Raw genomic sequence first — 11,952 nt, forward strand, 5'->3', positions numbered from 1 at the left:
GAAATATGGTATGATAAAGGATATACAAGGAGATAAAATGAATAATAATTTACTGGTATTACAATCAGACTTTGGTCTGGTTGATGGTGCGGTATCGGCTATGATTGGAGTGGCTTTAGAAGAGTCTCCAACCTTAAAAATTCATCATTTGACGCACGATATCACGCCTTATAATATTTTTGAGGGGAGTTACCGTCTCTTTCAGACGGTGGATTACTGGCCTGAGGGAACGACATTTGTATCGGTGGTCGATCCAGGTGTCGGCTCGAAACGTAAGAGTGTGGTTGCCAAGACTGCAAAAAATCAATACATTGTCACGCCAGACAATGGGACGCTTTCTTTTATCAAGAAACACGTTGGCATTGTAGCTATTCGTGAGATTTCTGAGGTAGCTAATAGGCGTCAAAACACAGAGCATTCTTATACCTTCCACGGTCGTGATGTTTATGCTTATACTGGTGCTAAACTAGCCAGCGGTCACATTACTTTTGAGGAAGTGGGACCAAAGCTCAGTGTGGATCAGATTGTGGAACTTCCAGTCGTAGAGACCATCATAGAAGATCATCTGGTGAAGGGAGCTATTGATATTCTGGATGTGCGTTTTGGTTCGCTTTGGACCTCGATCACGCGAGAAGAATTTTACAAGCTGGAACCAGCATTCGGTGACCGTTTTGAGGTGACTATCTATCATGCAGATATGCTGGTCTATCAAAATCAGGTTGTTTATGGCAAATCATTTGCAGATGTGAGAATTGGGCAACCCATCCTTTACATCAACTCTCTCTATCGTTTAGGTCTGGCTATCAACCAAGGTTCCTTTGCCAAGGCTTATAATGTAGGTGTCGGTCCATCTTGGACCATTGAAATAAAGAAAATAGAAGTATAAAATAGGAGAACAAATAGTATGGAAATCAAATTTACAATTAAACAAGTTGTTGCTGTCGGAATTGGCGCTGCCCTCTTTGTCGTCATCGGGATGATCAACATTCCGACCCCTGTTCCAAATACAAGCATCCAGCTTCAGTATGCGGTACAAGCGCTACTTTCTATTATTTTTGGACCGATTATCGGTTTGTTTGTTGGGTTGATTGGTCATGCAATTAAGGACTCTATTGCTGGCTATGGTCTGTGGTGGACTTGGATTATCGCTAGCGGGCTCTTTGGTCTAGTTGTGGGGCTATTTAGAAAGTACGTTCGCGTGATCAATGGTGTCTTTGACTGGAAAGATATTCTTATTTTTAATCTCATTCAACTACTTGCAAATGCCCTTGTTTGGGGTGTCTTGGCACCACTTGGAGATGTTGTGATTTATCAAGAAGCGGCAGAAAAAGTATTTGCCCAAGGGATTGTTGCGGGAATTGCTAATGGTGTATCTGTAGCTATTGCAGGAACTCTTCTCTTGCTTGCCTATGCAGGAACTCAAACTCGTGCAGGAAGTTTGAAAAAGGACTAAAATGATGGGGAAGGCTGGGCAACCAGTCTTTTTCGATGTTTATAGATTAGTTAGGCAAGTAAGCTAGGATAGGAATCTTTTTGGCGCTAAGATTTTAAGAGAAGAGACTGCAAGAAGGGATTGATTTATGATAAAATAGAAGTCTAAGAAGCGAATGAAGAGAGTAAGATGAAAGAAGCTATAATTGAGTGGAAGGATTTCTCTTTCCGGTATGAAACACAACAAGAACCGACCTTGCAAGGGGTAGACTTGACCATTTACAAGGGAGAGAAAGTCTTAATTGTTGGGCCATCTGGGTCAGGTAAGTCTACCTTGGGTCAGTGTTTGAATGGAATTATTCCCAATATTTACAAGGGTCAGATGTCTGGAGAATTTTTGATCAAGGGGCAAGCAGCCTTTGATATGAGCATCTACGATAAATCTCATCTGATCAGCACGGTTTTGCAGGATACAGATGGGCAGTTTATCGGCCTGTCTGTGGCAGAGGATTTGGCTTTTGCTCTGGAAAATGATGTGACAGCTTTAGAGGAGATGAAAAGCCGTGTTCATAAATGGGCTGAAAAACTGAATCTTCTCCCTTTACTGTCTCAGCGTCCTCAAGATTTGTCAGGTGGACAAAAGCAGCGGGTCAGTCTGGCTGGTGTCCTGATTGATGAGAGTCCGATTCTTTTGTTTGATGAGCCACTCGCCAATCTGGATCCCAAGTCAGGTCAGGATATTATCGAATTGATTGACCAGATTCATAAGGAAGAGGGGACGACGACTCTTATTATTGAGCACCGTTTGGAGGATGTTCTGCATCGCCCTGTGGATCGGATTGTCTTGATCAATGATGGTCGTATTCTCTTTAATGGGAGCCCTGACCAGCTACTGGCGACTGATTTATTGACCCAAAATGGAATTCGGGAACCCCTTTATCTAACCACTCTCCGTCAATTAGGTGTGGATTTAGCTAAGGAAGAACAATTAGCAAATTTGGACAACTTGTCTATCTCAAAAGGTCAGGTTCAGTTGCGGACGGAACTGGCAAAAGAAACCCCAGAATTGCAGTCACTCTTTAAATTAGAGGACGTGTCTTTTTCTTATGATGATAGACCAATTTTAAAATCCCTACATTTAGATATTAAAAAGGGTGAAAAAATTGCCATTGTCGGAAAAAATGGAGCAGGGAAATCAACCCTAGCCAAGGCCTTAAGTAGCTTTATCCAGACGGAAGGCCGCTATCTTTGGGAAGGACAGGATATAAAAGGCGATTCTGTTGCAGAGCGGGCGGAACGAGTAGGCTATGTGCTGCAAAATCCCAATCAAATGATTTCGACTAATATGATTTTTGATGAGGTGGCTCTAGGACTTCGTTTGCGAGGTGTGGACGAGCAGGAAATTGAAACGAAAGTCTATGAAACCTTGAAAATCTGTGGTCTTTATGAATTTCGTAATTGGCCCATTTCTGCCCTGTCATTTGGGCAGAAAAAACGTGTCACTATTGCCTCAATTTTGGTCTTAGGAGCTGAAATTATCCTCCTAGATGAACCGACAGCAGGTCAAGACCAGAAGAACTATACTGAGATTATGGAATTTCTCGAAGAACTGCATCAAAAAGGACATACCATTGTCATGATTACCCATGATATGCAATTGATGCTGGATTATTCAGACCGAGCCCTTGTCATGGTTGATGGAGAATTGATTGCTGATACTGATCCAGCTAGTCTGTTGAGCAATCCTGAGCTGTTAGTAAAAGCCAATCTAAAAGAAACTTCTATCTTCAACTTGGCAAAGAAACTCGACGTGGATCCACTTGCTTTAACGGCATTTTATAAAGAAAGGAGAGAAGGATGCAAGCTAAACTAATTGGTTACCAGCATAGAGATACTGTGATTCATCGCCTGTCAGGAGCTGGTAAACTCCTCTTTTTCATCCTTGTATCATTGGCGGCCATGATTAGCTATGATACTAGACTACTTGTTCTGATTGCCATCTTTTCGGTTTTTCTCCTCTATTTGTCAGAAATCCGCTTTAAAGATGTTTCCTTTGTAGCTGTTTTTGCGATGGTATTTGCCGTTTTAAACGTTTTGATGGTCTATCTCTTTTCTCCCGAGTATGGGGTTGGACTTTACGGAGAAAGAAGTGTGATTTGGCAGGGAATCGGTGCCTACACTCTGACCAGTCAAGAGCTCTTTTATCTACTAAATCTGGCCATTAAGTACCTTTGCACCATTCCTCTGGCTATTATCTTTTTGATGACAACCCACCCTAGTCAGTTTGCTTCCAGTTTAAATCAAATTGGTGTGTCTTACAAGATTGCCTATTCTGTCAGCCTGACCTTGCGCTATATTCCAGATTTGCAGGAAGAATTCTTTACTATCAAGATGTCTCAGGAGGCGCGTGGGATGGAATTATCCAAGAAAGCTTCTCTTATGCAACGAATCAAAGGCAATCTGCGCATTATTACACCCTTGATTTTTAGCTCGCTAGAACGCATTGATACCATCGCGACTGCCATGGAACTTCGCCGCTTTGGGAAAGAGAAAAGACGCACTTGGTATAGTTATCAGGCCTTGAGAAAAGGAGACTATCTTACCTTGTTCTTTGCAGCCTTGTTTTTAGTAACTAGTTTACTACTTATCTTGCAGAATCAGGGACGATTTTACAACCCTTGGAAATAGCTTGAAAAAATTGAAAAAATCAAGTCGTTTCTATTGACAATGATTCTGAAAGTGTTATACTAAGAAAGTAGTTTCGCTGATTTACTTCAAACCTGTTGTGAGGTAAGTTAACGATGCCTTAACCACGCTGTTTGCTGAGCTTGACTCCGGGCAGTGTGGCTATTTTTTTGCAATGGTGAAAGGAAGCAAGTCATGACAAATCACATTGTATTATTTGAACCACAAATTCCACAAAATACAGGAAATATCGCGCGTACTTGCGCTGCGACCAATTCTCCCCTCCACATCATCAAGCCAATGGGCTTTCCTATTGACGACCGCAAGATGAAGCGAGCTGGATTGGATTATTGGGATAAGCTAGAGATTTATTTTTACGACAGTTTAGAAGATTTCATGTCTCAGATGCAGGGCAAACTCTATCTGATTTCTAAATTTGCGGAAAAAGTGTATTCTGATGCGGATTTATCGACTAACGAAGACCATTATTTTCTCTTTGGACGTGAAGACAAGGGCTTGCCTGAGGACTTTATGCGCGAACATCCTGAGAAAGCTCTCCGTATTCCTATGAATGATGAACATGTCCGCAGTCTCAATGTGTCTAATACCGTCTGCATGATTGTCTATGAGGCTCTTCGCCAGCAGAATTTTGCAGGTCTTGAGCTTGTTCATACCTATGAAGTGGATAAATTGAAATAAAAAATGAAAATGAAAATGAACAAAATGCTTGCGCTTGCAAGCGTTTTTTGTTATGATAAAAGAGTCTTCAGGGCAGGGTGTGATTCCCGACCGGCGGTAAATTTGACTAGCTATTTTAGCTTTCTCGTCGTTGTCTTGTCTCGATATACTTTAAGTATTATCTTCGACTGCGACGCCTAGATAAATCTAAAATATCTTAGCCAAATAAGTCCGCGAGCGCAAGCTGATGTGGTGAGATTCCACAACCGACAGTATAGTCTGGATGGGAGAAGACGAAAGAATAGCTTTGTCTGTTCTGATAGATTTATAGCTAGATTGTAACCGCTTGCTTTTGTTTTCTTTAATAGAGTGAGAGGGAACTTTTGGGATATAAAAAGTGAGAATAGATAGAGGAATCCTTTCTAACTTCTTCTGATTTTATAGAAAATTGGAGGAACCTGTTATGACAAACACACGTCGACTTTCGACCATTGCAATTCTATCAGCCATCTCATTTGTGCTGATGTACTTTGACTTTCCGCTTTTGCCAGCGGCATCCTTCCTCAAGATCGAATTTAGTATCTTGCCAGTCCTTGTGGGCTTGGTGGTCATGGATTTGCCTGCTGCTCTAGGAGTTCTCTTGCTTCGCTCACTCTTGAAGTTGCTTCTTAACAGCCAGGGAGTGAATACTTACATTGGTTTGCCAATGAATATCGTAGCTTTGGGAGTTTTTGTCATCGTATTTGCTTTGATTTGGAAAAAGGAACGGACAACCCTTCGTTTCCTACTAGGATCTCTAGCTGGGACTATTGGTTTAACCGTGGCTATGCTGGTTCTCAACTATGTTTATGCTGTTCCTTTGTACGCTAAGTTTGCTAACTTTGATATTGGAAAAATTTTGGGACTTTCCAACTACCTAATGACCATGGTATTACCTTTTAACTTGATTGAGGGTGTAATCTTTTCCGTTTCATTCTGGTTGTTGTATGTTCTCTTGAAACCAACCTTAAAACATTATGAGAGATAAACAAACATTTTTAATGAAGGGCAGTTTTGCCCTTTTACTTTTCGTTATTCTTGGCTACATGGTCAAATTTTACCCTGAAACGCTGGTCGGTTTTGATCAATCGATTCAGACTGCCATTCGAGGAGACTTACCAGATTACTTGACTATTCTTTTCCGAGCCATCACACGCTTGATTGATATTCCAGTGATTATCACTTGGGTTGCCATCGTAGCCTTTATCTTTTATCGTAAGCGATGGAAGATAGAAAGTTTCTTCATGCTGGGAAATCTGGCTTTAGCAGGACTTTTAATCGTGACTTTTAAAAACATCTACCAGCGCCCACGACCAGCTATTTTACACTTGGTTGAGGAGAAGGGATTTTCCTTCCCAAGTGGTCATTCTCTGGCTGTAACCTTGATGGTCGGCTCTCTGATTGTCATTCTCAGTCAACGGATGAAAAATCCGGTCTGGAGAAAAATCATGCAAATTGTGCTAGGTCTCTACCTAGTCAGTGTGCTGGTATCAAGGGTCTATCTGGGAGTTCATTATCCATCAGATGTCCTTGCCAGTCTCTGTGTGGGCTTGGGAGTCTTGTTTATCGAATTTCCCTTCTATGACAAGCTACGCTTCCAATGGCGATTTAAAGGCAAGCAGAAGTGAGTATCAAATTCCCTTGAGGAGAAAGAAATGAAAGTCAATATAGCAGATCTTCATCCGACTCAACTATACTTATCAGAAAAGACGTTGCAAAATATTCAGATGCTTTACCAGTCGGCAGAAACAATCCAAGTCGATCCAATCAGTATTCTTGCCTTTGGAGATTGCTTGTTGATTACAGATGGGCATCACAGGGCTTATCAGGCTTTATTGGCAGGTAGGAATACGATTTCTGCTGAGTGGGATAGAGATGGTGGTGATGAACTATATCATCTCTATGCGCAAGCCTGCGAAGAAAGAAAAATTTACTCTGTTCTGGATTTAAAAAATCATATCTTAGCTCAAGATGAGTATGAAGCAAAATGGTATAACTGGTGTGATGGTTTTAATCAAGCAGCAACTCTTTTGTTGAAAAGGAAAGCAGATGAAACGGATTTTACAAATAGATAATTCACTACGTCTTGTTCCTTATTGTAAGGTCAATCATTGTGAGGAAGCTTTTGCTTGGTATCAGAATGTGGACTTGGTTTACCTCGTAGATGGGGTGAAGCTTCCTTACAGTCAAGAAACTTTGGAAGCCATGTATTCCTATTTGGATCAGCATGGTGAACTTTTTTGGATTGAAGTCAAGGAGAAGGGAGAATGGTTTCCAATTGGGGATGTTACACTAACTCAGGATAATCTCCCCATTGTGATTGGGAATTCCGCTTACCAACATCGAGGACTTGGAAAAAAGATTCTGAGTGCTTTGATTGAATTGGCTCGAGTAAAAGGATGGAAAGAATTGAGAGTCAAGGAAATCTACACCTACAATCATGCTTCTAGGAGGTGTTTCAAGTCGCTTGGATTTGTGGAAGATGGAACAACAGAAAAAGGAATGAGTTTTATATTGAAATTAGTCTAATCCTGCCACTTTCTCCCCCTTAATCTTTGACTATTCTGCAAAATTATCGTAAAATAAAGAGTAAATGATAAAATGAGGTCAGAGTCTGTTTACTCTGGCGATAGTAGTATAAATGAGGAGAAACGCTTTGGAATTAGAAGTATTTGCTGGGCAAGAAAAAAGTGAACTATCTATGATTGAGGTAGCGCGTGCTATCTTGGAACTTCGTGGTCGCGATCACGAGATGCATTTTAGCGATCTTGTAAACGAAATTCAAAACTACCTTGGAACATCAAACAGCGATATCCGCGAAGCTTTGCCTTTGTTCTACACAGAGTTGAACTTTGACGGTAGCTTCATCTCTCTTGGGGACAACAAATGGGGTCTTCGTTCATGGTATGGTGTGGACGAAATCGACGAAGAAATTATCGCTCTTGAAGAAAGTGACGACGATGAAGTAGCACCAAAAGCTAAGAAAAAACGTGTCAATGCCTTCATGGATGGTGATTCAGATGCTATTGACTACAATGCAGATGATCCAGAAGACGAAGATGCATATGAAGCAGATCCAGCTCTTTCATACGATGATGAAAATCCAGATGATGAGAAAAACGAAGTGGAAGCTTACGATGCAGAAATCAACGAAATCGCTCCTGATGACTTGGGTGAAGACGTGGATCTCAACGAAGACGACGACGAGTTTTCAGATGATGATGCTGAAAACATCGAGGAATAAAAGTTAGCTATTGACAATTATCCTATTTTTAGGTATCATATTGTTCGGGCACCTCTTTTAGAGGTCGGGGCTCCCTAGTTCTTAGGGAGCTATTTTTGTTTTTTCAAGAAGTTATCTTCTTGTATTTTAGTTGTGAATCTGGTGCAGTCGTCCCAGATTATTCTTATTAGTAGGGTCTTGTTTTCTATGTCCCCTCGTAGTTAACAAGGTCTTGAGCATTTTAGAAAGAGGAATCTATGTCTACGAAATATATTTTTGTAACTGGTGGTGTCGTATCGTCTATTGGGAAAGGGATTGTGGCAGCGAGTCTAGGCCGTCTCTTGAAAAATCGTGGTCTCAAAGTAACCATTCAAAAGTTTGACCCTTATATCAATATAGATCCGGGAACTATGAGTCCTTACCAGCACGGGGAAGTTTTTGTGACAGATGACGGAGCTGAGACAGATTTGGACTTGGGGCACTATGAACGTTTCATCGATATCAATCTTAACAAATATTCCAACGTGACAACTGGTAAAATTTACAGTGAAGTTCTTCGTAAAGAACGCCGTGGAGAATACCTTGGGGCAACTGTTCAGGTTATTCCTCATATTACAGATGCCTTGAAAGAAAAAATTAAGCGTGCCGCTCTAACGACCGACTCTGATGTCATTATTACAGAGGTTGGTGGAACAGTAGGAGATATCGAGTCCTTGCCATTCTTAGAGGCCCTTCGTCAGATGAAGGCAGATGTGGGGGCGGATAATGTTATGTACATCCATACAACCTTGCTTCCTTACCTCAAGGCTGCTGGTGAAATGAAGACCAAACCAACTCAGCACTCTGTAAAAGAATTGCGTGGATTGGGAATCCAACCAAATATGTTGGTTATTCGTACAGAAGAGCCAGCTGGTCAAGGAATTAAAAACAAACTGGCCCAGTTCTGTGATGTGGCACCAGAAGCCGTTATCGAATCGTTGGATGTTGAACACCTTTACCAAATTCCACTGAACTTGCAGGCACAAGGGATGGACCAAATTGTTTGTGACCATTTGAAATTAGACGCACCAGTAGCAGATATGACAGAATGGTCAGCCATGGTGGATAAGGTCATGAACCTCAAGAAACAAGTCAAAATTTCCCTTGTTGGTAAGTATGTGGAGTTGCAAGATGCCTACATCTCAGTGGTCGAAGCCTTGAAACACTCTGGTTATGCCAACGATGCAGAAGTTAAAATCAATTGGGTCAATGCCAATGATGTGACAGCAGAGAATGTGGCAGAGCTTTTGTCTGATGCGGATGGAATCATCGTACCAGGTGGTTTTGGTCAACGTGGTACGGAAGGGAAAATCCAAGCCATTCGCTATGCGCGTGAAAATGATGTTCCAATGTTAGGTGTCTGCTTGGGAATGCAGTTAACTTGTATTGAATTTGCTCGTCACGTTTTAGGTCTTGAAGGTGCCAATTCTGCAGAGCTTGCACCAGAAACAAAATACCCTATCATTGATATCATGCGTGATCAGATTGATGTTGAGGATATGGGAGGAACCCTTCGCTTGGGACTTTATCCGTCTAAACTAAAACGTGGCTCTAAGGCAGCAGCTGCTTATCACAATCAAGAAGTGGTGCAACGCCGTCACCGTCACCGCTATGAGTTTAACAACGCCTTCCGTGAGCAGTTTGAGGCAGCAGGCTTTGTCTTCTCAGGAGTTTCTCCAGATAATCGTTTAGTCGAAATCGTGGAAATTCCAGAAAATAAATTCTTTGTAGCGTGTCAGTATCACCCTGAACTGTCAAGCCGTCCAAATCGACCAGAAGAACTCTACACTGCCTTTATTACTGCAGCAGTCGAGAACAGCAATTAGCAAAATCAGAACCTTTGAGAAGAATCTCAGAGGTTTTTTTACATACGATGGATATTGCAGTATATCTGATGTAGGAGTCCTCTGTGTGTACCTGCTACCCTTGAAATCAATAGCGACTCCCTCTTGCCCTGTGCTAGTGAATGGATTTATCAGTATATTGAAATGAAATAAAATCTGAACAAATTAAATTCGGAAAGCCAAATCAATTTATAGAAATATTTTAGCAGTCAAGGTGTACTGTTATAGATTCAATACACTATACTTTTTTAACTTAATCCACTATATCTGCAGAATACTCTTTCAGTTTCATTCAGCCTAGTCTTGCTTAGGAAAAGCAAAAAGCCATCCCATTCAGGATAGCTTTTTGGTTCTTAGATTTGTTCTGCAAAAACCTTTTCAGCAAGGTTCATAGCGTGGTCTGATACACGAGTGTAGTGTGAGATGATATCGATAAAGTTTACCCCGGCTTGTGTTGAACATTCGCCTTTGTTGAGGCGTTTGATGTGAGTTTTTCTGAGAACACGTTCTATCTTATTGATTGCTTCATGGCGTTCTACAAGACTGCGTGCTTTTTCAATATCATTGTTTTCCACACTATCCAGAGCATCTTTGATAAAGTCACTAGTTTGACGGTAAACTTCCTCTAATTCTTTCAAGGCGGCATCAGAAAATTCAACATTTTTCCGTTGAAGATAGTCAGTCAGATTGAGTAGAGCCTCCGCGTGGTCTCCAATCCGTTCCAAATCACGGGAGGAATCAAGGATATTGGTGAGCACTTCACTTTCTTTTTGGCTGAGAGCTTCGCTTGAAAGGGCAATGAGATAACGTGTTAATTGCTCATCGATGGTGTTAATTGCTTCTTCGGTTTTATGCCCTTTTTCAGCAACTTTTTCATCCAAGTCAATGATATACTGATAGGAAAGGTCAAAGGCTTTGGCAGCGTAGTTTCCTAAGTGCAAGAGCTCTTTCTTAGCATTTCCGAGAGCGATAGATGGGGCTTGTTTGATGAAGTGTTCATCAAGATATAAGGGTTCGTATTTGACAACCTCGTCCTCTCCAGGAATAATCTTGGTTACAAAGTAAGCCAGAGCTCCGATAAATGGAAATTGGACAATGGTATTGGTAATATTAAAGGTTCCGTGAGCAAAGGCGATGGTCATTTCCGGTGCTAGATTTAGCGTGGTTTCAAACCAATGAATCAGGGCTGTAAAAGGAACTAGAAAAATAACGCAGACGACTGTTCCGATAACGTTGAAGGCAACATGAGCTCCTGCTACCCGTTTAGCTGCAATATTAGCACCTAAAGAGGCAATGATGGCTGTAATGGTTGTCCCGATATTGTCACCAAATAGAACTGGCAAAGCTCCTTGCAGGTCAATGAGATTGCTGGCGTAGAGGTTTTGTAAAATCCCGATGGTAGCCGAGGAAGCTTGAATCAGTAAGGTCAAGCCGGTACCGACAAAGACACCCAAAACAGGATTCTTACTTAGCTCAATCATATAGTCTTTAAAGACCTGTAAATCTTTGAGTGGAGCCATTGCACCGCTCATAAGATTGAGAGCGAAGAAAATACCACCTACACCAAAAATGATACGTCCGATGTTATTGATAGAGCGATTCTTGGTGAAGAAGAGACAAATCGCTCCGATGAAAAGCATTGGTAAGGCGTAATCTCCTAGCTTAAAACCGATGATAAAGGATGTAACGGTAGTTCCAATATTGGCACCCATGACAATACCGATAGCTTGACGCAAGGTCAAAAGTCCTGCACTGACTAGCCCCACTGTAATGACTGTGACACCAGAACTTGACTGAATTAGCGCCGTCATACCGATACCAACTAGCACACCGAAGAACGGATTGCTGGTATATTTGTCAATGTAAAAACGAAGGCGATCTCCAGCAGCTTGTTGCAAACCGTCTCCCATGGTCTTGATACTATATAAGAATAGTCCCAGACCACCTAAAAAGTGAAATAAAATTTCCTGCCAATTAATGGACATTTCTTTTTCCTCCGAAAAATAATAACGG

The 11,952-nt window shown here is 41.4% G+C and carries 12 protein-coding genes and 1 riboswitch; of the genes, 11 read left to right on the forward strand and 1 reads right to left on the reverse strand.

The features are described 5' to 3' along the window. Positions 1–37 precede the first annotated feature (37 nt). From HT679_RS09505 to HT679_RS09555, 11 genes are all read left to right on the forward strand, one after another. Positions 38–886: an S-adenosyl-l-methionine hydroxide adenosyltransferase family protein gene (locus HT679_RS09505; RefSeq protein ID WP_173214317.1), complete on the forward strand. Its 849-nt coding sequence runs from the start codon at positions 38–40 to the stop codon at positions 884–886. Positions 887–904: 18 nt separating this feature from the next. Then, positions 905–1,453, forward strand: coding sequence for an ECF-type riboflavin transporter substrate-binding protein (locus HT679_RS09510; RefSeq protein ID WP_173214320.1), 549 nt, complete (start codon positions 905–907; stop codon positions 1,451–1,453). Between the two features lie 168 nt (positions 1,454–1,621). After that, a complete protein-coding gene (locus HT679_RS09515) occupies positions 1,622–3,304 on the forward strand; it encodes an ABC transporter ATP-binding protein (RefSeq protein WP_173214322.1) in 1,683 nt (560 codons plus the stop codon). Then, complete coding sequence (locus HT679_RS09520) at positions 3,289–4,119, forward strand: energy-coupling factor transporter transmembrane component T (protein ID WP_173214324.1); 831 nt, start codon at positions 3,289–3,291, stop codon at positions 4,117–4,119. The genes HT679_RS09515 and HT679_RS09520 overlap by 16 nt, the downstream gene beginning before the upstream one ends. A gap of 192 nt (positions 4,120–4,311) precedes the next feature. Next, entirely contained in the window at positions 4,312–4,815 is a 504-nt protein-coding gene (locus HT679_RS09525; protein ID WP_173214326.1) for a tRNA (cytidine(34)-2'-O)-methyltransferase, read from the forward strand. Positions 4,816–4,874: 59 nt separating this feature from the next. Next, a riboswitch (FMN riboswitch) is annotated at positions 4,875–5,093 on the forward strand. A 164-nt stretch (positions 5,094–5,257) separates the two neighbouring features. After that, complete coding sequence (locus HT679_RS09530) at positions 5,258–5,821, forward strand: ECF transporter S component (protein ID WP_000185834.1); 564 nt, start codon at positions 5,258–5,260, stop codon at positions 5,819–5,821. After that, the gene (locus HT679_RS09535; RefSeq protein ID WP_138704046.1) at positions 5,811–6,461 is read left to right on the forward strand and encodes a phosphatase PAP2 family protein; all 651 of its coding nucleotides are present in this window, start codon (positions 5,811–5,813) and stop codon (positions 6,459–6,461) included. Before HT679_RS09530 ends, HT679_RS09535 begins: the two co-directional genes overlap by 11 nt. Positions 6,462–6,488: 27 nt before the next feature. After that, on the forward strand, positions 6,489–6,908 hold the full coding sequence (locus HT679_RS09540; protein WP_173214328.1) for a chromosome partitioning protein ParB: 420 nt from the start codon (positions 6,489–6,491) through the stop codon (positions 6,906–6,908). Then, on the forward strand, positions 6,883–7,362 hold the full coding sequence (locus HT679_RS09545; RefSeq protein ID WP_173214330.1) for a GNAT family N-acetyltransferase: 480 nt from the start codon (positions 6,883–6,885) through the stop codon (positions 7,360–7,362). The genes HT679_RS09540 and HT679_RS09545 overlap by 26 nt, the downstream gene beginning before the upstream one ends. Before the next feature lie 127 nt (positions 7,363–7,489). Next, positions 7,490–8,077, forward strand: coding sequence for a DNA-directed RNA polymerase subunit delta (rpoE, locus tag HT679_RS09550; RefSeq protein WP_173214332.1), 588 nt, complete (start codon positions 7,490–7,492; stop codon positions 8,075–8,077). Positions 8,078–8,313: 236 nt separating this feature from the next. After that, positions 8,314–9,921 (forward strand): CTP synthase, encoded by a 1,608-nt coding sequence (locus HT679_RS09555; RefSeq protein ID WP_061438751.1) that lies wholly within the window; start codon positions 8,314–8,316, stop codon positions 9,919–9,921. Positions 9,922–10,292: 371 nt separating this feature from the next. Here HT679_RS09555 and HT679_RS09560 read toward each other — a convergent pair whose 3' ends face one another. Beyond that, complete coding sequence (locus HT679_RS09560; RefSeq protein WP_173214334.1) at positions 10,293–11,924, reverse strand: Na/Pi cotransporter family protein; 1,632 nt, start codon at positions 11,922–11,924, stop codon at positions 10,293–10,295. Between the last annotated feature and the right edge of the window lie 28 nt (positions 11,925–11,952).

Origin of the sequence: Streptococcus sp. 4886, assembly GCF_013276485.1 — a bacterium.
GTDB lineage: Bacteria > Bacillota > Bacilli > Lactobacillales > Streptococcaceae > Streptococcus.

Bases quoted from the DNA above. Each gene is read 5' to 3' on its own strand.
- HT679_RS09560 (WP_173214334.1), bottom strand. From the start codon at position 11,924: ATGTCCATTAATTGGCAGGAAATTTTATTTCACTTTTTAGGTGGTCTG.
- HT679_RS09515 (WP_173214322.1), top strand. From the start codon at position 1,622: ATGAAAGAAGCTATAATTGAGTGGAAGGATTTCTCTTTCCGGTATGAA.
- HT679_RS09555 (WP_061438751.1), top strand. From the start codon at position 8,314: ATGTCTACGAAATATATTTTTGTAACTGGTGGTGTCGTATCGTCTATT.
- HT679_RS09525 (WP_173214326.1), top strand. From the start codon at position 4,312: ATGACAAATCACATTGTATTATTTGAACCACAAATTCCACAAAATACA.
- HT679_RS09540 (WP_173214328.1), top strand. From the start codon at position 6,489: ATGAAAGTCAATATAGCAGATCTTCATCCGACTCAACTATACTTATCA.
- HT679_RS09510 (WP_173214320.1), top strand. From the start codon at position 905: ATGGAAATCAAATTTACAATTAAACAAGTTGTTGCTGTCGGAATTGGC.
- HT679_RS09520 (WP_173214324.1), top strand. From the start codon at position 3,289: ATGCAAGCTAAACTAATTGGTTACCAGCATAGAGATACTGTGATTCAT.
- HT679_RS09530 (WP_000185834.1), top strand. From the start codon at position 5,258: ATGACAAACACACGTCGACTTTCGACCATTGCAATTCTATCAGCCATC.
- HT679_RS09505 (WP_173214317.1), top strand. From the start codon at position 38: ATGAATAATAATTTACTGGTATTACAATCAGACTTTGGTCTGGTTGAT.
- HT679_RS09535 (WP_138704046.1), top strand. From the start codon at position 5,811: ATGAGAGATAAACAAACATTTTTAATGAAGGGCAGTTTTGCCCTTTTA.
- HT679_RS09545 (WP_173214330.1), top strand. From the start codon at position 6,883: ATGAAACGGATTTTACAAATAGATAATTCACTACGTCTTGTTCCTTAT.